General features: G+C 69.0%; 19 protein-coding genes. 10 read left to right on the forward strand and 9 right to left on the reverse strand.

The genetic code is table 11. From position 1 onward, the window contains the following. Positions 1 to 22: 22 nt before the first annotated feature. The gene (locus ACFY3V_RS35970; RefSeq protein WP_350950281.1) at positions 23 to 580 is read right to left on the reverse strand and encodes an RNA polymerase sigma factor; all 558 of its coding nucleotides are present in this window, start codon (positions 578 to 580) and stop codon (positions 23 to 25) included. A gap of 267 nt (positions 581 to 847) precedes the next feature. Here ACFY3V_RS35970 and ACFY3V_RS35975 point away from each other — a divergent pair, with 267 nt between their 5' ends. Both ACFY3V_RS35975 and ACFY3V_RS35980 read left to right on the forward strand, forming a co-directional pair. After that, positions 848 to 2,272 carry a trehalose-6-phosphate synthase gene (locus tag ACFY3V_RS35975; RefSeq protein ID WP_389779682.1) on the forward strand — a complete coding sequence of 475 codons (1,425 nt, stop codon included), beginning with the start codon at positions 848 to 850 and terminating at the stop codon, positions 2,270 to 2,272. An 82-nt stretch (positions 2,273 to 2,354) separates the two neighbouring features. Next, on the forward strand, positions 2,355 to 3,548 hold the full coding sequence (locus ACFY3V_RS35980; RefSeq protein ID WP_389779684.1) for an MFS transporter: 1,194 nt from the start codon (positions 2,355 to 2,357) through the stop codon (positions 3,546 to 3,548). A gap of 13 nt (positions 3,549 to 3,561) precedes the next feature. Here the strand turns inward: ACFY3V_RS35980 and otsB are convergent, their stop codons facing one another. Next, on the reverse strand, positions 3,562 to 4,341 hold the full coding sequence (otsB, locus tag ACFY3V_RS35985; protein WP_350950278.1) for a trehalose-phosphatase: 780 nt from the start codon (positions 4,339 to 4,341) through the stop codon (positions 3,562 to 3,564). Between the two features lie 261 nt (positions 4,342 to 4,602). Next, positions 4,603 to 4,905: a DUF3263 domain-containing protein gene (locus ACFY3V_RS35990; protein WP_350950277.1), complete on the reverse strand. Its 303-nt coding sequence runs from the start codon at positions 4,903 to 4,905 to the stop codon at positions 4,603 to 4,605. A 119-nt stretch (positions 4,906 to 5,024) separates the two neighbouring features. Between ACFY3V_RS35990 and ACFY3V_RS35995 the strand changes: the two genes are divergently transcribed. Beyond that, positions 5,025 to 5,831 carry an S-adenosyl-l-methionine hydroxide adenosyltransferase family protein gene (locus ACFY3V_RS35995; protein ID WP_389779687.1) on the forward strand — a complete coding sequence of 269 codons (807 nt, stop codon included), beginning with the start codon at positions 5,025 to 5,027 and terminating at the stop codon, positions 5,829 to 5,831. A gap of 499 nt (positions 5,832 to 6,330) precedes the next feature. Further along, the gene (locus tag ACFY3V_RS36000) at positions 6,331 to 6,924 is read left to right on the forward strand and encodes a hypothetical protein (RefSeq protein WP_350950275.1); all 594 of its coding nucleotides are present in this window, start codon (positions 6,331 to 6,333) and stop codon (positions 6,922 to 6,924) included. Positions 6,925 to 7,295: 371 nt separating this feature from the next. Here the strand turns inward: ACFY3V_RS36000 and ACFY3V_RS36005 are convergent, their stop codons facing one another. The 5 genes from ACFY3V_RS36005 to ACFY3V_RS36025 all read right to left on the reverse strand — a co-directional run bounded on the left by ACFY3V_RS36005 (position 7,296) and on the right by ACFY3V_RS36025 (position 12,963). Continuing rightward, positions 7,296 to 8,309 carry an ABC transporter ATP-binding protein gene (locus ACFY3V_RS36005; protein WP_389779689.1) on the reverse strand — a complete coding sequence of 338 codons (1,014 nt, stop codon included), beginning with the start codon at positions 8,307 to 8,309 and terminating at the stop codon, positions 7,296 to 7,298. Next, positions 8,293 to 9,330 carry an ABC transporter ATP-binding protein gene (locus ACFY3V_RS36010; protein WP_350950273.1) on the reverse strand — a complete coding sequence of 346 codons (1,038 nt, stop codon included), beginning with the start codon at positions 9,328 to 9,330 and terminating at the stop codon, positions 8,293 to 8,295. The genes ACFY3V_RS36005 and ACFY3V_RS36010 overlap by 17 nt, the downstream gene beginning before the upstream one ends. 9 nt (positions 9,331 to 9,339) lie before the next feature. Beyond that, positions 9,340 to 10,284, reverse strand: coding sequence for an ABC transporter permease (locus ACFY3V_RS36015; RefSeq protein ID WP_350950272.1), 945 nt, complete (start codon positions 10,282 to 10,284; stop codon positions 9,340 to 9,342). Beyond that, positions 10,277 to 11,215, reverse strand: coding sequence for an ABC transporter permease (locus tag ACFY3V_RS36020; RefSeq protein WP_350950271.1), 939 nt, complete (start codon positions 11,213 to 11,215; stop codon positions 10,277 to 10,279). Before ACFY3V_RS36020 ends, ACFY3V_RS36015 begins: the two co-directional genes overlap by 8 nt. 116 nt (positions 11,216 to 11,331) lie before the next feature. Then, positions 11,332 to 12,963 carry an ABC transporter substrate-binding protein gene (locus tag ACFY3V_RS36025; protein ID WP_389779692.1) on the reverse strand — a complete coding sequence of 544 codons (1,632 nt, stop codon included), beginning with the start codon at positions 12,961 to 12,963 and terminating at the stop codon, positions 11,332 to 11,334. Positions 12,964 to 13,466: 503 nt separating this feature from the next. Between ACFY3V_RS36025 and ACFY3V_RS36030 the strand changes: the two genes are divergently transcribed. From ACFY3V_RS36030 to ACFY3V_RS36045, 4 genes are all read left to right on the forward strand, one after another. Continuing rightward, the gene (locus tag ACFY3V_RS36030; RefSeq protein ID WP_362905459.1) at positions 13,467 to 14,408 is read left to right on the forward strand and encodes an ABC transporter permease; all 942 of its coding nucleotides are present in this window, start codon (positions 13,467 to 13,469) and stop codon (positions 14,406 to 14,408) included. Between the two features lie 43 nt (positions 14,409 to 14,451). Beyond that, positions 14,452 to 15,258 carry an ABC transporter ATP-binding protein gene (locus tag ACFY3V_RS36035; protein ID WP_389779708.1) on the forward strand — a complete coding sequence of 269 codons (807 nt, stop codon included), beginning with the start codon at positions 14,452 to 14,454 and terminating at the stop codon, positions 15,256 to 15,258. Positions 15,259 to 15,483: 225 nt separating this feature from the next. After that, positions 15,484 to 16,005, forward strand: a complete 522-nt coding sequence (locus ACFY3V_RS36040; protein ID WP_350950267.1) for a YbhB/YbcL family Raf kinase inhibitor-like protein — start codon at positions 15,484 to 15,486, stop codon at positions 16,003 to 16,005. Between the two features lie 102 nt (positions 16,006 to 16,107). Beyond that, positions 16,108 to 16,287, forward strand: coding sequence for a hypothetical protein (locus tag ACFY3V_RS36045; protein WP_329086969.1), 180 nt, complete (start codon positions 16,108 to 16,110; stop codon positions 16,285 to 16,287). Between the two features lie 185 nt (positions 16,288 to 16,472). On the opposite strand, the gene ACFY3V_RS36050 is transcribed toward ACFY3V_RS36045, so the two are convergent. Beyond that, positions 16,473 to 17,798, reverse strand: coding sequence for a KamA family radical SAM protein (locus ACFY3V_RS36050; protein WP_389779695.1), 1,326 nt, complete (start codon positions 17,796 to 17,798; stop codon positions 16,473 to 16,475). A gap of 176 nt (positions 17,799 to 17,974) precedes the next feature. Between ACFY3V_RS36050 and ACFY3V_RS36055 the strand changes: the two genes are divergently transcribed. Both ACFY3V_RS36055 and plsX read left to right on the forward strand, forming a co-directional pair. Then, a complete protein-coding gene (locus tag ACFY3V_RS36055; RefSeq protein ID WP_389779697.1) occupies positions 17,975 to 18,547 on the forward strand; it encodes a DUF1707 domain-containing protein in 573 nt (190 codons plus the stop codon). Between the two features lie 99 nt (positions 18,548 to 18,646). Then, the gene (plsX, locus tag ACFY3V_RS36060) at positions 18,647 to 19,723 is read left to right on the forward strand and encodes a phosphate acyltransferase PlsX (RefSeq protein ID WP_362905478.1); all 1,077 of its coding nucleotides are present in this window, start codon (positions 18,647 to 18,649) and stop codon (positions 19,721 to 19,723) included. The last annotated feature ends 197 nt before the right edge of the window (positions 19,724 to 19,920 follow it).

A 19,920-nucleotide genomic window follows, 5' to 3' on the forward strand; every position in this document is an offset into this window, starting at 1 on the left:
GCGGCCGGGATCGAAGTCGGGATCAGAAGCCGTAGGCGTCGCCCAGGGCGCCCTGGACGTATTTGCGCGCCTGGTGGATGCGCGACTTGGCGGTGCCCAGCGGGATCCGGAGCTGCTCGGCCACCTCGTTGTAGTCGAGCTGGCAGATGTCACGCAGCACCAGCGCCTGGGCGAGCTCCGGCTTCTCGGCCTCCAGCGCCTCCATCGCGTCGAGCAGGTCCAGCCGGGACCCGGCGATCACGCTCACCCGGGCGACATCCGGCTTCTGCAGCGGCAGCTCGTCCGAACTCTGCTCGGCGGCGCGGCGCTTCAGCGAGCGATAGGTGGTCCTCGCGCAGTTGGCGGTCACGATGTGCAGCCAGGTGCTGAACCGGGCACGCCCTTCGAAACGGCCGATGTTGCGCGCCACCGCGAGCAGGGTGTCCTGGCAGGCCTCCTCGGCGTCCTGCCTGAAGGGAAGGATCCGGCCGCAGTGCCTGAGCACGGCGGGCTCGATCCGCCTCAGCAGCTCACCGAGCGCGCGGTGGTCGCCCTGGGCGGCCGATCGGGCCAGGTCCTCGGTCGTCTCGTCCAGCGCCATCACGGGCCCCCATCAGCGGTCACGGTCGCTGGACATCCTATGGTCCGGCCCTCGGACGGCGCCCCTCCCCTTCTCCCTGCCAAAGCCCTCCCCTTCTTGCCGCCAAAAGGGTGATACGTCGAGCCTCATCACTTCACCTGCCGACAAGAGCTGACACAATTCGTTGAACACCGTTCTTTCGTTGACCCGAAGGGCGAGGACACCCCGCTGCGGTGCCGGTTAACCTTCGAAAACAGGCGTGTCCCCAGCCAGTGAAGAAGGGATCTCATGAGCGCGATCCTGGTGGCCTCCAACCGCGGCCCCGTCTCCTTCACCCTCTCCGAGGACGGCTCACTGTCCATGCGCAGGGGAGGTGGCGGCCTGGTCTCCGGCCTGTCGGAGGTCGCGAGGGACGTCAACGCGCTGTGGGTCTGCGCGGCGCTGTCCGACGGCGACCGAAGCGCCGTGCGGCTCGCGCCCGGCGGCCGGCTCGACCAGGCGGGCTACGACACCGGGACGGTGCGGATGCTCGACATCCCCCCGGCGACCTTCCACCGCGCCTACAACGCGGTCGCCAACTCCACCCTGTGGTTCGTCCACCACCTCCTCTACGACACCCCCAACCGGCCGCACTTCGACGCCAGGTTCCGCAGGGAGTGGGAGTCGTACCAGGCCTACAACGAGGCGTTCGCGATGGCGCTGGCCGAGGAGGCCCCGCACGGGGCGCGGGTGATGGTGCAGGACTACCACCTGAGTCTCGCCCCGGCGATGCTCAGGGGGGAGCGCCCCGACCTGCGGGTGGCGCACTTCTCGCACACGCCGTGGGCCCCGCCGGAATACTTCAGCCTGCTCCCCGACGACGTGGCGACCGAGCTCCTCGAAGGCATCCTCGGCGCCGACCACGCGGGCTTCCTCACCGACCGCTGGGGCGGGGCGTTCATGGACTGCTGCGAGGCGGTGCTCGGGGCGCGGGTCGACCGCGGGGAGCGTACGGTCACGCACGCGGGCAGGACCACCAGGATCGGCACCCACAGCCTGGGGGTGGACGGCAAGGCGCTGTGGACCCGGGCCTCCGAGCCCGACGTGGAGTCGCACATGGCCGCGCTCCGCGACCAGGTGGGCGACCGCAGGCTGATCGTGCGGATCGACAGGACGGAGCTGTCGAAGAACATCGTGCGGGGCCTGCTCGCCTACAAGCAGTTCCTCGCCACCTACCCGGAGTGGCACGGCCGGGTCACCCACCTCGCCTTCGCCTACCCCTCCCGGCACGACCTGCCCGAATACCGCGAGTACACCGCGGCGGTGCAGCGCTGCGCGAAGGAGATCGAGGACGAGTACGGCACCGAGGACTGGGATCCGCTCATCCTCAACGTCAACGACGACTACCCGCGCTCGCTCGCCGCCTACCGGCTGGCGGACGTGCTGCTGGTGAACCCGATCCGCGACGGCATGAACCTGGTGGCGAAGGAGGGGCCGGTCCTGTCTCCGCACAGCGCGCTGGTGCTGTCGCGGGAGGCGGGTGCCGCCGCCGAGCTGGGCGAGCACGCGCTCACGGTCAATCCCTACGACGTCTCGGCCACGGCCGCCGCGCTGCACGAGGGCCTGACGATGCCTTCGGCCGAGCGTTCCAGGAGAGGTGTCCTGCTCGCCGCCGCGGCGACCGCGCTCCCCCCGCACCGGTGGTTCGCCGAGCAGCTCGACGCCCTCGGGTGACGATCAAAATCGTTGGCCGGTTTTAGCCCCACATGAGATAATTTTGGCGGCTATTTCACTTTTTGGTGCACGGGAGACCGAGTTGACCGCGACCGCGCACGTCCGGCTGATCCGCGACCGCGCGACCTGGCTGATCTACCTCCAGTTCGGCGTCTTCGCCACCTACCTGTACGGCCTCAGCTCCGCGCTCCCGCTGCTCCGCCTCGACCAGGGCGTCTCCCAGGCGGTCGCCGGGCTGCACGGGACCGCGATGGCCGCCGGCGGCATCGTCACCGGTCTCGTCCTGCCCTGGGTGGTGGGAAGGATCGGGCGGCGGGCCGCCATCTGGACCGGGATGGCCGGGATAAGCTCCGGCACGCTCATGGTCGCGGCGGCCCCCACCGTGCTGCCGGTCACCCTTCTCGGGTACGGCGTCGCCGGCGCGCTGTCCGCGCTCGTCCTGTTCCCGGGCATGGCCGCGCTCGACGATCGGCACGGTCCCGCGGGTCCGGCGGCGATCAGCGAGGCCAACGCCGTCTGCGTGATCGTCGGCATCGGGGTCCCTTTCGTGGTCAGCACCGCCGCGCAGAGCGCCCTCGGCTGGCGGGCCGCGCTGCTGGTGACCTCCGTGCTGGCCGCGCTGCTCGCGCTGGCCATGGGTCGCGTACGGATCCCCGAACCGGAGAAGACCGTCGGCGGTGCCGCCACGGACGGCGGTGCCCGCTTCGGCTGGCGGTTCTATCTCGCCGCGACCGTGCTGTTCTGCTGCGTCGCGATGGAGTTCTGCTTCAACCTGTGGGCGGCCAAGCTGTTCTCCGACCAGACGGGACTGCCTGCGGCGGTGGCCGCGACCGCGGTCGCGGCGTTCACCGCCGGGATGGCGGCCGGGCGGATCGCCGGGGCGTGGCTCGCCCTGCGCATCCCGCCGACCGCGCTGTTCCTCGGCGCCCTCCTGGTCGCGGCCGTCGGGTGGGCGATCTTCTGGTTGAGCACGGACCCGATCTTCTCCTACGCGGGTCTCGCCGTCTCCGGGCTGGGGGTGGCGCTGCACTTCCCGATGGCATTGTCGCGGCTGCTCGCCACCTCCGGCGGGCGGCGGGACCGCGCGTCGGCGATGGCCGCGATCTTCTCCGGGCTCGCGGTGGGAACCGGGCCGTTCCTGCTGGGCGCGCTGGCCGACGGGTTCGGCACCCAGCGGGCGTTCCTCATGGTCCCCGCCCTGATCGGGCTCGCCGTCGCGGGACTGCTCGTCACCGCGGGCGAACGTTCCCTGAGGAGCGTGGGCGAACCGGCCTGAACGGGCGTTCCTCCTACGCCTCGCGCTCGACGGCGTCGGCGATCGAGGTGAGAAGCTCCAGGACCCCCGGGGGTCCCTCCACCACGATGTCGGCCTCGACCTCGATCTCCGGCGATCCGCTGAACACCGTCACGCCCGGCAGACCCGAGGCCCGCACGGCCGCGAACGCCGCGAGATCTCCCAGGTCGTCCCCCGCGAACAGCACCGACCGAGCGGCCCGCTCGCCCAGGAAGGCGCTCAGCGCCACCCCCTTGTCCGTCCCCGGCGGGCGCAGCTCCAACACGAACTTGCCCGGCTCCACCGTGAGCCCCGCCCCCGCCGCCAGCGCGGCGACCGGCTCGCGCAGCGCGTCGAGCGTCGCCCACGGATCGGCCGCCTGCCTGGTGTGCACGGCCACCGACCGCTCCTTGTCCTCGATCCGCACCCCCTCGATCCCCGCGACGAGCGAGACGAGCCCGCCTTTGGCCAGGTCGAGACCCGGGTGCACGGGCGGGGCGGCGAGCGCGCCCGCCTCCCAGCGTTCGAGGCCGTAGTGCCCGAGTACGACCAGCCCGGGGACCTCGGTCAGGGAGCCGTACTCGACGGCCGTGGCGGCGGGGCGGCCGGTCACGATCACCACGGCGCCGACCAGGCGGCCGAGCCTGCCCAGCACCTCGGCCCCGCCGGGGTGGATCCTCGCCGCCGCGGGATCGGGGACGATCGGGGACAGCGTGCCGTCGAAGTCGAGCCCGATCACCGCCCCCGCCGGGTCGGCGACGATCGCCTTCAGCCCTTCGGACGTGTTCGTCGTCATATCCGCCTCGCCCTGTCGAGTGTGGTCACCGTCATCCTCGTCCCAGCCCGACGAGTCCCATCAAGCCCCCGTCGAACTCTCGCCGAACTCTCGCCGAACCCCCGTCCGACATGGCCCGGCCGAACCTCGCCCGGTCCTCTTCGAATCCCCTCAAGCGTGTTCGGGCGTCATGCTCGCCCGGCCCTCACCGCCTTCGAGGTTTCGCCCGTCCTGTCGGCCCGGCTCTCGCGATCGCCCGCCGCGACCGGTCGTACCCGGAGATCAGGGTCGCAAGCCCATTTTTCGGGCGGAACGGTCGCGACGGCGGGTCTCGCGGAGCCGGCGCAGGCGCTTGACCAGCATCGGATCGTGGGCGAGCGCAGCCGGGAGGTCGATGAGCTCGCTGAGCAACTGGTAGTAGCGCGTCACGGAGATGTCGAAGACCTCGCGGACCGCCTGCTCCTTGGCGCCCGCGTAACGCCACCACTGGCGCTCGAAGGCGAGCAACTCGCGCTCCCTGTCGGTGAGAGCCCTCTGCGCGGGCTCCGGAGCGGCGCCGTCACCGGAACTCGGCGCGGTGTCCATTGCTTCCTCCTCCGTCGGGGGGCACGCGGCGGTCACACCGCGCACGCGCGGCCCGAAGTCAGGATAGTCCGGAATTTCGCGCTGTTCATGACGGATGTGGCGACGTACAGTCACCTGATGTGACCTCTGTCATCAGCCTTCTCAGCGACTACGGACTGGAAGACGGCTACATCGCCGCATGTCACGGCGTGATCGCCGGAATCTCTCCCGAGTCGCGGATCATCGATGTGTGCCATCTGGTCCCCTCGGGGGACGTACGCCGCGGTGCGGCGATCCTGGCCCAGACGATCGCCTATCTTCCCTCCGGCGTGCACGTCGCCGTGGTGGATCCCGGCGGCGGCGGCTCGCGCAGGGCCGTGGCGGTCGAGGCCGGCGAGCATGTGTTCCTGGGCCCGGACAACGGGCTCCTGTCGTGGGCGATCCACGCCAGCGGGGGCGCGCGTGCCGCCTACGAGCTGTCCAACACGGACCTCTTCCTGAAACCGGTCTCGCCGACCTTCCATGGGCGCGACCTCTTCGCCCCCGTCGCGGCGCACCTGGCCATCGGGCGCCACCCGTCCGAGCTGGGGCAGGAGATCCCGCTGGAGCGGCTGGTCTCGCTGCCCGCGCCCACCTCCGTGCTGCAGGAGGGCTGTGCCGAGGGCGAGGTGCTCTCGATCGACCGGCACGGCAACGCCCAGCTCTCGATCGGCTCCGGCGACCTGGCGACGCTGGGCGTCGCGCTGGGAGAGACGCTGGTGGTCTGGCTGGGCAGGCGGCGGCTCTCGGTGCCGTTCAAGGAGAGCTTCGCCTCCGTGCCGCCCGGGGAGATCGTGGCCTTCATCGACTCGGCCGGGCTGGTCGCGCTCGCGGTCAACTCGGGCGATGCCTCCCAGCGGCTCGGCCTGCCGCCCGGAGCCCACGTACGCCTCTCTCCCTGCCCATGAAAAACACAGAAAAAGCGACTTAGGGAGAAGTCTCCCAACACGTTATGCCGTTTACCGAATTATCGTTGTAGCCGAAGGATCGTTCCACCTGTAAATACGCATGCCGGAATTCCGATGACGTGTCCACATTCCCCCGGACAATGACCCCTTTTCGTTCTCTCGCTCCCCCCGGCCCGGCCTCCGACCTCGGTGTCGTCGAGGCTCACCGTCCTCGCCGCCCGCGAGCGGCCTGCCCTCCACCGGATATACGAGCTGACCTGGCAGTTAAGGAATCCGCAGGGGTGTGGCAGGTCGGACGCGCCCGGATCGAAACAGTGATCGGCCATTATTCGTTCAATCACGGATCCGCGATCATTACCACAAGCTGACCATTCTTGACCCTCCAGAAAGCATGTCGCTGGATAGTCTCACTCCCGTTACTTTGAGTAGCCGCGCGCAGACGGTCCTTTCAAAAGGCCTCATACACTGCCGCGACGATTTCCTTCCAGGGGGAACCACAATGATTCGTCGTCTTCTCATCACCTCCGCGTGCGTCGGCGTCGCCGTCCTCGCGCCGGCCGTGGCCGCCTCCGCGTCCACGTCCTCCACCAGCTCCGCGACCAAGGTCACCGCCGCCTCGGTCGTCAAGGCCGCCGCCCAGGCCAAGGCCGCCAAGAAGGCCGCCGACTGCTGCGGCGTCGGCGTCGGCGTCGTCAGCGCGGCTCCCGCCTTCATCCCGACGAGCACCGTCACCTACGGCACCACCGTCATCCCCACGGCCGTGACCACCGGCTGCGGCGGCGGCGTGTACGGGGGCGGCATCTACGGGGGCGGCCTCTACGGCGGCGGCGTGTACGGCGCCGGCTGCTACGGCGGGGGCGTCTACGGGGGCGGCGTGTACGGCGGCGGCTTCTACGGCGGCGGCGTCTACGGGGGCGGCGTGTACGGCGGCGGCTTCGGCGGGGGCGGCATCCTCGGCGGTGGCCTCATCGGCCGTGGCGGCAACACCATCGGCGGCGGCGGCAACATCATCAGCAGCGGCAGCGGTGTCGGCCACGGCGTCGGCATCGGCGGCCTTGTCGGCATCGGCGGCGTCGGCGTCGACATCCTCTAGCAGGACGGACGTCCCTGCAGCGGATGTCCTGCGGTAAAGACGTCTCGCGGTAAAGACGTTCTACGGTAAAGCGGGCAGGGCGTGGCCTCCACAATTCCATGTGGGGGTCGCGCCCTGTCGTCGTTCCCGGGGTCCGCTCGCGAAATCCCCGCTTCGGCCCCTCGCCGTTCCCGGCCCGCTCGCGAAACCCCGCTCTCGCGACTCCACGCGGAGATCGCACCGTTCCCGGCCCGCTCGCGAAGCCAGGCCCTACGGCCCTACAGCCCTCCGCGACTCCACGCGGGGATCGCACCGTTCCCCACCCCGCCCGCGAGACCGCTCCGCCGGTCCTTCGCCGTCCTCCCGGGGCCTCCGGTCTCCGCGACGCCCTCCTAGGCGTGGATCACGTCGTGGGTCTCGGCGAAGTGGCACGCACTCGCGTGCGCGATGCCCGGCCTGACCCGCAGCGGCGGCTCCTCGACGGCACAGATCTCCTGGGCCTTCCAGCAGCGCGTACGGAACCGGCACCCCGACGGCGGACTGGCGGGAGACGGCGGGTCGCCCTGGAGGATGATCCGCTCACGGCGCTCGCGTCCCTCGGGGTCGGGCACGGGAACGGCCGACAGCAGCGCCTGGGTGTAGGGGTGCGCGGGCCGGTCGTAGATCTCGGTGTCCTTCCCGATCTCCACCATCTTGCCCAGGTACATCACCCCCACCCGGTCGGAGATGTGCCGGACCACCGACAGGTCGTGGGCGATGAAGACGTACGCGAGGCCGAACTCGTCCTGCAGCCGCTCCAGCAGGTTCACGACCTGCGCCTGGATCGACACGTCGAGCGCGGAGACCGGCTCGTCGCAGACGATGATCTCCGGCTGGAGCGCGAGCCCGCGGGCGATCCCGATGCGCTGACGCTGACCGCCGGAGAACTGGTGCGGGTAGCGGTTGATGTGGTCGGGGTTGAGGCCGACCACCTCAAGGAGCTCCTGGACCCTGCGGCGCCGGTCGCCCTTGGGTGCGACCTCACCGTGGATCTCGAACGGCTCGCCGATGATGTCGCCCACGGTCATCCGGGGGTTCAGCGAGGTGTACGGGTCCTGCATCACCATCTGGATGTTGCGGCGGGCCCGCTTGAGCTCGCCGCCCCTCGCGTCGGCGATCTCCCGGCCGTTGATCCTCACCGAGCCCGAGGTCGGCCGCTCCAGCGCCATCAGGAGCTTGGCCAGCGTGGACTTGCCGCACCCCGACTCGCCCACGATGCCGAGCGTCTCCCCCCGGCGCAGGTCGAAGGAGACCCCGTCGACGGCCCTGATCGCGCCGACCTGCCTGCGCAGGACGATGCCCTGGGTGAGCGGGAAGTGCTTGACCAGGTCGCGAACCTCAAGGATCGGCTCACCCGTGGCTGCCATCGAGGACCTCCCTCCAGTAGTGACACGCGCTGGCGCGCGTCGGGCCGATCTCGTACAGCGGGGGCGCGTCGACGACGCAGTCGTCCTGACGGTACGGGCACCGGGGGTGGAAGGCGCAGCCCGTGGGCATGTCGAGCAGGTTCGGCGGCATGCCCTTGATGGCGTACAGCTCCTGGCCCTTCTGGTCGACCCGGGGGATCGAGTCGAGCAGGCCCTTGGCGTACGGGTGGGCGGGCCTGCGGTAGATGTCGTGCACGAGGGCGTTCTCCACGATCCGCCCGCCGTACATGACCGCGATCTTGTCGGCGACGTCGGCCACCACGCCGAGGTCGTGGGTGATCAGAATCAGGCCCATGTCGCTCTCGCGCCGCAGCTCGCCGAGGAGTTCCATGATCTGAGCCTGCACCGTCACGTCGAGGGCGGTGGTCGGCTCGTCGGCGATCAGCACCTCGGGGTCGAGCGCGATCGACATCGCGATCATGATGCGCTGGCGCATCCCCCCGGAGAACTGGTGCGGGTAGTCGTGCACCCGCTGCCTGGCTGCGGGGATGCGGACCCGGTCCATCAGCTCGATCGCCTTCTTGGTGGCGTCGCGCCTGGAGGCGCCCCGGTGCACCCGGAACATCTCCCCGATCTGGTCGCCGACGGTGAACACCGGGTTCAGCGCGGAGAGCGCGTCCTGGAAGATCATCGCGATCCGACGGCCGCGCACCTGGGCGCGGGCCTCCTCCGACAGGCCGAGCAGGTTCGTGCCCCGGAAGCGGATCTCGCCCCGGGTGACGCGGGCCGGTGGGGAGTCGAGGATGCCCATGATGGCCTGCGCGGTCACCGACTTGCCCGAGCCGGACTCGCCGAGCACGGCGAGCGTCTCCCCGGGGTTCAGCGAGTAGCCGACCCCGTTGACCGCCTTGACCACGCCCTGCCTGGTCGTGAACTCCACGTGCAGGTCGTCGACGACGAGCAGCGGCTCGCCGCCCGGCGTCTCTCTGGAGGGCACCACCTGTGTCGAGGTCTTCTTCACGGCTCCCCCTCACCGCAGCTTCGGGTCGAGGGCGTCGCGGACCGCGTCGCCCAGCATGATGAAGGCGAGCACCGTCAGGCTCAGGAACAGCGCCGGGAAGAGCAGCGCCCACGGAGCCTCCAGGAAGCGCTCCCTCGCGTCGGAGATCATGAGTCCCCACGAGATGTCCGGCGAGCGCAGGCCCACGCCGAGGAAGGACAGACCTGCTTCGGCGGCGATGAAGTAGCCCAGGTTGATCGTGGCGACCACGATCACCGAGGCGATCGCGTTCGGCAGGATGTGCCGGAACATGATCCGCGACGCGGAGGCGCCGAGCGCCCTCGCCGCGAGCACGTAGTCCTGGCTCTTGGCGGTGATCACCGCCGCCCTCATGATCCGGTACGTCATCGGCCAGGTCAGCACGGCGAGCGCGAGCATGACGGTCCACACGTTGCCCGTGCGGAACACCGCCAGGATGAGCAGGGCGCCCAGGATCGACGGGATCGCGAAGAAGATCTCGGTGATCCGCGAGAGCAGGGTGTCCAGCGCGCCGCCGGTGAACCCGGCGAACAGGCCGAGCAGGCCGCCCACCAGCGCGGTGACGATCGTGGTGGCCAGGCCGACCACGATCGAGTTGCGGGCGCCGTAGACGGTGCGGGCGTAGATGTCGCAGCCCAGGTTGTCCGTGCCGAACCAGTGGGCCTCGCTCATGCCCAGCCGGGCGTCGCCAAGTTGGCAGCTCCTGGCGTCGAACGGGTTCACCGAGGTGAACAGCGAGGGGAACGCCGCCATCACGACCAGGACGGCGATGAGGATGGACGCTCCGATGAAGAGCGGGCGGCGGCGCAGGTCGTACCAGGCGTCGCCCCACAGGCTCGCGGCCTTGGGCGCCTTCGCGCCTCTGGCGCCCCTGCGCGGTTTGCCGTGCTTGGGGCCCCCGGTCTTCCCTCCGGCCGGGACAAGGGTGTCACTCATAGCGGATCCTCGGGTCGAGCACGGCGTAGAGCAGGTCGACGACCAGGTTGGCCAGGATGTAGATCAGCACCAGGACGGTCACGATGCCGACGACCACGGGCTGCTCGCGCAGATATACGGAGCTGAACAGCTGCTGGCCGATCCCCGGCAGGTTGAAGATCGTCTCAGTGATCACCGCGCCGCCCATCAGCACGCCGAGATCGGCGCCCAGGTAGGTGACGAGCGGGATCAGCGCGTTGCGCAGCGCGTGCCGCCCGACGATCCGCTTCCGGGGCAGGCCCTTCGCGACCGCGGTGCGGATGTAGTCGGCGCGCAGGATCTCCACCAGGCTGTTCCTCGCGAGCCGGGTGAGGTAGGCGATCGACGTCCCCGCGAGCACGAAGCCGGGCAGCAGGTAGCTGCGCCAGCCCTCCGTCACGCCCGCGACGGGGAAGAGGTCGATCCCCGCCTGCTTGAGCTTCACCCCCAGCAGCAGCTGGAGCACGAAGCCGGTGACGAGGGTGGGGATGGAGATCAGCACCAGGGTGGAGGCGAGGATCATCGAGTCGCCGGCCCTGCCCTGGCGCAGCGCCGCGTACAGGCCGAGCCCCACGCCGATGACGGCCTCCATCACCAGGGCGGTCGCCGCCAGGTTGATGGTCACCTGGAACTTGCCGGCCATGATCTCGCCGACTCCGACACCGGCGAAGGTGGTGCCGAAGTCACCGCCGAACAGGCCGGTGATGTAGTACCAGTACTGCACCAGGAACGGATCGTTCAGGTGATACTGCTCGCGCAGGATGGCGACGATGTTGGGGTCTATGCGCTTCTCGCCGGCCAGCGCCGCGATGGGGTCGCCGGGCAGCGCGAAGACGATGGCGTAGATGAGCAGGGTGGCGCCCAGCAGCACCGGTATCGACTGGATCAGGCGCCTGAGGATGTAACGGCCCATTCGTGTCTCCCGTAGGTGCCCGGGACGATCTCGCGGACCGGCGGGTCGCGCGGTGCCGCGAGATCGTTCCGGGCGGCCGGTGGGGCCGGGCTCCCGCCCGGCCCCTCAGCCGTTCGTCAGCCGGTCTTCTCGACCTCGGCCCACTCGATCTGGTTGAGAAGGTTGATCTTGACGCCCTTGACATGCTGGGAGAACGCGGCGTTGGTCCGGTAGAAGTACACCGGAATGTAGGGAAGTTCCTTGATCAGGATGTCGTCGGCCTGCTGGTAGAACTTCAGGCCCTCCTCCTGCGTCGGGGCGGTGTCACCCTTGGACAGGAGCTCGTCGAACTCCTTGTTCGACCAGCCGGCGTAGTTGGAGCCGGTCTTGATCGCGACGGTGGAGAAGATCGGGGTCAGGTAGTTCTCCGCCGACGGGTAGTCGATCGCCCAGCCCATCCGGAACATGCCGCCGTAGGTCTTCTTGTCGAGCTCGTCGAGGATCGAGGCGAACTTCTCGAAGGGCTTCACCGTCACCTCGATGCCCAGGTTGGCGCGGAGGCTGTTCGCGACGGCCTCGATCCACTCCTTGTGCGGGCCGTCGGTGTTGTAGCCCAGCTCCAGCGTCTTGGGACCGTTGTTCTCCGCGTACTGCGCCTTGGCCTTGTCGGGGTCGTAGCCGCAGGCCGCGCAGGCGCCGGCGCGGTAGCCGTCGAGGAGGGGGTTGATGAAGTCGTCGGCCGGGGCGCGCGTGCCGGAGAAGACCTTCTCCGCGATGGTCTTGCGGTCGATGGCCATGGAGATGGCCTCGCGGACCTTCACGTTCGCGTACGTCTTGTTGTACTGCATCGGGAAGCCGATGTAGCCGACGCCGGCGTCCGCCTCGTCCATGTAGCGCTCGCCGAGCTCGGACTTCGCCCTCGCGATCGCCGACGGGGGCAGCGAGTCGTGGATGTCGAGGTTGCCCGCGGCCAGGTCGTTGAACGCGGTCTCCGGGCTCGTGTAGAGCTTGAACTGAAGCTTGGCGAACTTCGGCTTCGTCCCGGCGAAGGCGTCGTACCGGGTGAGGTCGATCGTCTGGTCGGTGCCCTTGTTGTAGGGCTTGTCGATCTGGAAGTAGCCCTGGCCGATCGGCTTCCTGGCGTACTCCTCGGTGATCTTACCGTCGGGGCCGAAGGCCGCCTTGGGCAGCGGGTAGAACGCCGTGTAGCCCAGCATCGTCTTGAACTGCGAGAACGGCTTGCTGAGAGTGACGGTGAAGGTGCTCTCGTCGACGACCTTGAGGCCCTTCATCTCCTTGGTGGAGACGGTCTGGCCCTCACCGGGGTTCAGGTCGGCCCAGCCGTCGATCCGGCTGAAGAAGCCGTTGGCGCCCTGGACGTTGTCCTGGTTGGCAGCGTAGTTCCACGCGTCGACGTAGTTCTGCGCGATCAGCTTCTCGCCGTTGTGCCAGGTGTAGCCCGGCTTGAGCTTGATCGTCCACACCGTGTTGTCCGGCGACTCGATCGACTCGGCGACCTCGTCCACGACCTGCTTGTTCTCGTCGTAGCCGACCAGCGGGGCGAAGATGGCGGCGAGGACCTCGGAGCCTTCGGACTCGGTGGTGTCACCGGGATAGAAGAGCTTCTGCGGCTCACCGAGCTCCATCCGCACGGGCTGGTCGGCCCCTGCCGCCCCACCGTCCGGGGACGTCGAACCACCACACGCGGTCAGCGCGAGGGCGAGCAACGCGGCGCCGGCGGTGACCCGGGCACTCTTGGTAACACGCATTGCGGTAAATCCTCCCTTTGCAGGCTTGCGTCGACACTGAACTCCGTGACCCCGAGCACCGCGAAGGAGGATCTTGTGGTCCCTGCTTCCCGCTGCCGCTGTCCGGGTGCTGACGCCACACCGATCGCTCGCGACTATCCTCTACCGCTCCACACCGACTTATATCTGTGATGTTGCAGTTCGGTTACGCATTGACTGACTCACTGTCATATGTCCGTCAACTCAACGAGACCGAGACCTCGGATGTCCATGAAAACGACATCCAGGCACACGTAGGACGTGAACGGTCACGCCAAAATACCCCCGCGCCGACACTGATCGCATCCGTTGCCCTCCCATGACCCTGACCTGGGCCTGCGCTGACCTGACCGCGAAGGGCCTGGTGTCCCGCGGAAGAACCGCACAATTGCCCTGGAACCTGTTGCCCGGAGATCCCGTCCAATGTGTGCGGCGAACCCCCGCCGCAGGCACTTCATCCACTCGCATCCAATAGAGTCCTTGCCATGAGCCAGCCGGAATCCGCGATCGCGGACGCCCAGGCGGGCGGCCCGAGTAACGGCACCTCCGCCCAGGGGCAGGAGCCGCTGGCCAAGCTCGCCGCGCGCCACGGTCTTCGGCGTGCCATCGCACGCCCGAGTCTGCCCGTATACCTGCGTCAACTGTGGGAACGACGCCACTTCATCACGACGTACGCCACGTCGCGCAACGTCTCGAAGTACAGCAACTCGGCCCTGGGCCAGCTGTGGCAGGTCCTCACCCCGCTGATGAACGCCGCCATCTACTTCCTGATGTTCGGCGTGATCCTGGGCGCGAACAAGGGCATCGTGAACTACCCGGCCTTCCTCATCACCGGGATGTTCGTCTTCACCTACACCCAGCGCTCGGTGAGCAGCGGCGCCAAGGCGATCTCCGGCAACCTGTCGCTGATCCGCGCGCTGCACTTCCCGCGCGCCTCGCTCCCGCTCGCCTACACGATCCAGGAGTTCCAGCAGCTGCTCATCTCCATGGGCGTGCTGTTCGGGCTGGTGCTGATCACCGGTGAGGAGATCACCCTGCTGTGGCTGCTCATCCCGGTCGCCCTGGCGCTGCAGACCATGTTCAACGTCGGCGCGAGCCTGGTGCTCGCCAGGGTCGGCTCCACCTCCCGCGACCTGAACCAGCTGCTCCCCTTCATCATGCGGACCTGGCTCTACGCCTCCGGGGTCTTCTTCTCCATCGAGGACAGGGTCGTGGGCCCCAACGGCGCCGGCCTCCCCCAGTGGGTCGCCGACATCATGTACTTCAACCCCGCCGCCGCGTACATCGAGCTCATGCGGGACCTGCTCATGCAAACCCACCCGGCCCGCCCCTACATCTGGGCGGTCTGCGTATTCTGGGCGGTGTTCGCTCTGCTCGGCGGCTTCTGGTACTTCTGGCGAGCCGAGGAGAAGTACGGCCGTGGCTGAGTTGACCGAGGAGCTGTCCCGAGTGAAGGCCGAGGAGCCCGCCGTGCCGAGCACGGACGTCAGGGTGCACCCCAACCCGGAACCCGCCCCCACCCCTGCACCCGAGGGCGCCCCCACGGTCATCGTGGACGACCTGCACATCATCTACCGGGTGTACGGCGCGGCGAGCGACGCGGAGAAGGGCAACGCCGTCAACGCCCTCATGCGCCTCGTCAAGCGCCAGGGACGGCCGCAGATGAAGGAGGTGCACGCCGTGCGCGGCGTCTCCTTCGTGGCCCGCCACGGCGACGCCATCGGCATCGTCGGCCGTAACGGCTCCGGCAAGTCCACGTTGCTGCGCGCCATCGCCGGGCTCCTGCCCCCGCACTCCGGCGCCGTCTACACCGACGGCCAGCCCTCCCTGCTCGGCGTCAACGCCGCGCTGATGCGCGAGCTCACCGGCGAGCGCAACATCGTGCTCGGCTGCTACGCGATGGGCATGAACCCCAAGCAGGTCAAGGAGAAGTATGACGACATCGTCGACTTCTCCGGCATCGGGGAGTTCGTGCAGTTCCCCATGTCGACCTACTCCTCGGGCATGGGCGCCAGGCTCCGCTTCGCCATCGCCTCGGCGAAGTCCCACGACGTGCTGCTCATCGACGAGGCCCTCGCCACCGGTGACCGCGAGTTCCGGCGCAAGAGCCAGGACCGCATCAAGAAGATGCGCGACGAGGCCGGCACCGTCTTCCTCGTCGCCCACAACCTCGACGTGATCGAGGAGACCTGCAACCGGGTCCTCTGGCTGCACAAGGGCAAGATCAAGATGGACGGCGACCCGAAGACGGTCCTCGCCGCCTACAACAAGGTCTGATCACACCCGCGACAGGAGACCGATCACGCGGCTGATCGGGCGAATCCGAGCCACGAGCTCGATCGGCGGCCTTCGATGCCACCGGTCCGATCGGCGATCACGCACGCCTTGACCACAGCTCTCCGATCAGGCGGTCTTCGATCACAGGGGCGTTGATCGCTACGCGGTCCGCGGGCAGGGCAGGATGAGAAGCGACCGACAAGACGCTTCCATCGGAGGTGAATCGTGTCCACGCGGCCACCGATTCCATATGACTTCCTGCCCCAGGTCCCCGCGCTGACCGTCGAGAGCGACGACGTCCGCGACGGCGAGCGCATGGCGGAGACCCACGTGTTCAACGACTGGGGCTCCACCGGCCAGAACGTCTCTCCCCACCTGCGCTGGTCCGGCGCTCCCGAGGGCACCCTCAGCTACGCCGTGACGTGCTTCGACCCCGACGCGCCCACCGGCAGCGGGTTCTGGCACTGGCTGCTGTTCGACATCCCGGCCGACGTGACCGAGCTGCCCGCCGGCGCGGGTGCCGGTGACGGCGGCGTGGGCGTGCACGGGCGCAACGACTACAGCCACAACGCCTACGGCGGCGCCGCACCGCCGCCCGGCGACCCGCACCGCTACATCTTCGCGGTGCACGCCCTCGACGTGGAGAAGCTCGGTGTCGGCGCCGACGCCCCGCCCGCCGTGGTCGGTTTCAACATCACCGCCCACACCCTGGCCCGCGGATACGTGACGCCCGAGTACCAGAACTAGCGATACGGCGCGCTCCCGGGCGGGACACGAGGGGCAATGAACTGACAGCGTGTTCGGTGTTCCGGTATGATTCGAACGTTGTTTCGATCCAAGGAAGCCGTCATGGAGTGGGGGCGCGCGATGCGAGAGCTGTCCACCGCGATCGACCACCTGTCCGTCGAGGACCCGTCAGAGATTCCGCGTCTCCAGCTGACCGAGCAGCTCATCGAGCTGCACTGGCAGATGGCCAGACTCCAGGCCGAGATCGCCCGTCGCACCTCCGTGCGAGGCCCGGGACGCTGAGGCGACGGGGAGGCCGGGTCGGTGCCCACCGATCCGGCTCCCCGTCGTCTCATGGGCCTTCGACTCACAGCCCTTCGACTCATGCCCCTTCGCCGATGCCGACCAAGCCCCGCGAGACCACCACGGAACCCACCAGGAGGCAGGTGGACGGCGGTTCGCCGAGAGGAAGGCCCGCGGAGAGCGGGTCAGGCCGAGAGCCGCTGGGGGGTGGCGGTGGCGAGCTCGAAGGGGAAGCGGTCGGCGAAGGCCGGGCGCAGGTCGGTGAGCCACACCGCGTTCGGGTCGTACCTCGCGAAGAAGGGGCGCCCGACCAGCTCGGGATCGCGCGCCTGGATGAGGTGGAGCACGAAGACCTTCTGCCCGGCGACCTCGGCGACGCCGTCCAGGCAGACCTTGCCCGGCGTGGCGGACATCGACGGGCCCCGCACGGTGCGGCACAGCCCGGAAACGCTCGCGTAGGCGTCCCTGAAGATCTCGTAAGCCCTCGCGAGCGGCACCGCGAAGTAGTCCTGCGGTCCGGTGTCGCGCTCGACGAACATGTAGTACGGGATCATGCCCATGGTGAGCTGCCTGCGCCACATGGACGCCCAGGTTTCGGGAGTGTCATTGATCGACCGGATCAGCGGCGCCTGCGTCCTGACCACCGCGCCGGTGGCGGTGATCCTCGCGACGGCGGCCTCGACGATCGGGAGTTCCAGCTCCCTGGGGTGCGAGAAGTGCGCCATGAAGGCGAGGTTCTTGCCCGCCTCGACCACGGAGGCGAACAGGCGGAGCGTGTCGTCGCTGTCGGGGTCGGAGACGAACCGCTGCGGCCAGTAGGCCAGTGACTTGGTCCCGATCCGGATGGATTCGAGCTGCTCGACGTCGAGTAACGGCTCCAGATAGCGGCGGAGCACCGGCTCACCCATGATCATGGGATCCCCGCCGGTGAACAGCACGCTGGTCACCTCGGGGTGGTCCTTGAGATAGCGGAGGAGGGCGTCGACGTCGTCGGAGGCGAACTTCAGGTCGGGCTCCCCGATGAACTGGGCCCACCGGAAGCAGTAGGTGCAGTAGGCGTGGCACGTCTGCCCCTGCTTGGGGAAGAAGAGCACCGTCTCAGGGTATTTGTGCTGCATGCCGGGCACCGCCTCCCCGGCGACGCGCGGGACGTTGAGGTCGAGCTGTCCGGCGGGGTGCGGGTTGAGCCCCGCCCTCACCCTGTTCGCGGCCGCCTGGATCTCCGCGTTCCCCGCCCCGGCCTCCAGGAGACCCGCCAGCGTGGTGACATCCGCCTCGGGCAGCATGTCCTCCTGGGGGAAGACCAGCCGATAGATGGGATCCTCGGGGATGGCGGACCAGTCGATGAGCTGATCCACCACGTAGGCGTTGGTCCGGAAGGGCAGCACCGTGGCCACCGCTCTGATCCGGAGCCGCTCGGCGTCGCCCAGACCGCCTCTGCGCAGCAGGTCGTCGAGATGTTTCACGGTGTAGGCACGGAACCCACGCTTGGCACCTTCGTTCAAGATCACCAGTCCTTTGCCGAGATTTTTGTCGCTGTCGCGGTAAACCCTGCCAGCCTTTCGCGCGTCACGGGCACGTTACATACACGACGTAAACCGACCTACGGTCGGTTCCATATCTCGGCAATTTCTTCTGTCCACGATGGATATCGCGATATATCTTGAATAGCCGTACACTCGCAGTCATGACGTCCTACGACCCCGTTCTGCGCACCTCGGACGCCGACCGCGACCATGCGGCCGCGGTGCTGAGCGAGGCATTCGCCGCCGGCCGCCTGACCAGCGTCGAGCACGCCGACCGCCTGGAAGCCACCTACGCCGCCGTCACGATGGACGACCTCGCCCCCCTCACCCGCGACCTGCCCGACGCCGCCGCTCCCACCCGCGTGGCCACCGTCGAGCGGCAGGAGGTCTCCGCCGTCTTCAGCAAGGTCGTGCGCGGCGGACGCTGGATCGCCGGGCGGCACACCGCGCTGAGCGCCACCTTCGGCGCGCTGATCGTCGACCTGTCCGAGGCGGTTCTCCCCGGCAGGGAGATCACCCTTGAGGTCAACTCCTACTGCGGCAAGCTGATCGTCAGGGTCCCCCGCAACGCCCACGTCATCGACGAGGTCGACGCCCTGTTCGCCAAACGCGCCGTCTCCGGTGGCACGGGCGACGGAGACGGACCGGTCATCAGGGTCGTCGGCCGGGCCGCCTTCGGAAAGATCATCGTCTCGCGGGAGAGAAGCGACTGGAATCTCCCCGGCACTCCCTGATCGACCCGACGGACCGACCAGGTCCTGGGCACGCCTACGATGCGGACAAACCATCCCGCACGAGGTGACCGCTTGCCTGAGACCCTTGCTCCCGGCGTCATGCCCATCGCCCTGGACGCGATGGGCGGCGACAACGCCCCCGACGAGATCGTGGCGGGAGCCGTGCGGGCGGTACGAGAGCACGGGATCTCCATCGTGCTCGTCGGCGCTCCCCGCCCCCTCGCCGAGGCGCTCTCCCAGCACGACGCGACCACCGAGATCCCGATCGTCCGGGCCGAGGAGGCCCTCGCCATGGACGAGGGCGCCCTCGCCAGCCTGCGCCGCCCGCGCTCCAGCATCGCCGTCGCCTGCCACCTCGTACGGCGAGGCGACGCCTGCGCCGTGGTCTCCGCGGGCTCCACCGCCGGGATCGTGGCGACGGGAAAGCTCCGGCTACGCGGCCAGCCGGGGGTGCTCAGACCCGCCATCGCCGTCGCCCTGCCGACCAGGCCCACCCCGACCGTCCTGCTGGACGCCGGGGCGAACGCCGAGGTCAAGCCGGAGATGCTGGTGCAGTTCGCCCACCTCGGCGCCGCCTACGCGGAAACCGCCCTGGGCATCGAGAGCCCCAGGGTCGGCCTGCTCACCATCGGCAGCGAGCCGGAGAAGGGCAACAAGCTCGTCAAGCGAGCCCACGAACTGCTGTCGGCGGCCCCCGGCCTCGACTTCGCGGGCAACATCGAGGGGCACGACCTGCTCACCGGCACCGTGAACGTCATCGTCACCGACGGCTTCACCGGCAACGTGGCGCTCAAGACCATGGAGGGCAGCGTCCGCTACGCCTTCTCGGAGCTCCGCGAGACGATCAACGAGAGCCGGACGGCCAGGGTGGGCGGCCTGTTGCAGAGGAGGCGCATCAGGGAGCTCTACCGGCGGCTCGACCCCGAGGTCCACGGCGGGGCCGTGCTTCTCGGCCTGAACGGCACCGTGGTCATCGCGCACGGCGCCTCGCAGGCGAAGGGAGTGAGCGCGGCCTGCGTGCTCGCGGCCACGCTGGCCCGGGAGGGCGTGGTCAACCGCATCGGTGAGCGCCTCGCCTCGGCCTCCCGCCCGCACCGCCTCTGGGGACACCCGCGCGTGGTGCCGTCTCCGGTGACACCCACCCACGGCACCGTCTCCGGCGACACCCAGGCATGACACCGTCTCCGGCGACACCCGCACCCGGCAACCGCAGCCTCTCCGGCGACACCCACGCCGGTCCCATCCGCCACACCGACATCCGCACCGAATCCCCAGCGAGACACCGGCTCCGATGACACCCGCGTACGAGCCGCCTACCTGGGGTGATATTTCCGATGTATCTGCACACACCTTCCACCGAATTTTCCGGCCCC

The organism is Streptosporangium sp. NPDC000095, assembly GCF_042899335.1.
In the GTDB taxonomy this organism is placed as follows: domain Bacteria; phylum Actinomycetota; class Actinomycetes; order Streptosporangiales; family Streptosporangiaceae; genus Streptosporangium.

What these genes read in the sequence shown, in the direction of transcription:
- ACFY3V_RS35970 (WP_350950281.1), bottom strand. Translation starts at nt 580, where the DNA reads ATGGCGCTGGACGAGACGACCGAGGACCTGGCCCGATCGGCCGCCCAG.
- ACFY3V_RS35975 (WP_389779682.1), top strand. Translation starts at nt 848, where the DNA reads ATGAGCGCGATCCTGGTGGCCTCCAACCGCGGCCCCGTCTCCTTCACC.
- otsB (WP_350950278.1), bottom strand. Translation starts at nt 4,341, where the DNA reads ATGACGACGAACACGTCCGAAGGGCTGAAGGCGATCGTCGCCGACCCG.
- ACFY3V_RS35990 (WP_350950277.1), bottom strand. Translation starts at nt 4,905, where the DNA reads ATGGACACCGCGCCGAGTTCCGGTGACGGCGCCGCTCCGGAGCCCGCG.
- ACFY3V_RS36000 (WP_350950275.1), top strand. Translation starts at nt 6,331, where the DNA reads ATGATTCGTCGTCTTCTCATCACCTCCGCGTGCGTCGGCGTCGCCGTC.
- ACFY3V_RS36005 (WP_389779689.1), bottom strand. Translation starts at nt 8,309, where the DNA reads ATGGCAGCCACGGGTGAGCCGATCCTTGAGGTTCGCGACCTGGTCAAG.
- ACFY3V_RS36015 (WP_350950272.1), bottom strand. Translation starts at nt 10,284, where the DNA reads ATGAGTGACACCCTTGTCCCGGCCGGAGGGAAGACCGGGGGCCCCAAG.
- ACFY3V_RS36020 (WP_350950271.1), bottom strand. Translation starts at nt 11,215, where the DNA reads ATGGGCCGTTACATCCTCAGGCGCCTGATCCAGTCGATACCGGTGCTG.
- ACFY3V_RS36025 (WP_389779692.1), bottom strand. Translation starts at nt 12,963, where the DNA reads ATGCGTGTTACCAAGAGTGCCCGGGTCACCGCCGGCGCCGCGTTGCTC.
- ACFY3V_RS36030 (WP_362905459.1), top strand. Translation starts at nt 13,467, where the DNA reads ATGAGCCAGCCGGAATCCGCGATCGCGGACGCCCAGGCGGGCGGCCCG.
- ACFY3V_RS36045 (WP_329086969.1), top strand. Translation starts at nt 16,108, where the DNA reads ATGGAGTGGGGGCGCGCGATGCGAGAGCTGTCCACCGCGATCGACCAC.
- ACFY3V_RS36055 (WP_389779697.1), top strand. Translation starts at nt 17,975, where the DNA reads ATGACGTCCTACGACCCCGTTCTGCGCACCTCGGACGCCGACCGCGAC.
- plsX (WP_362905478.1), top strand. Translation starts at nt 18,647, where the DNA reads ATGCCCATCGCCCTGGACGCGATGGGCGGCGACAACGCCCCCGACGAG.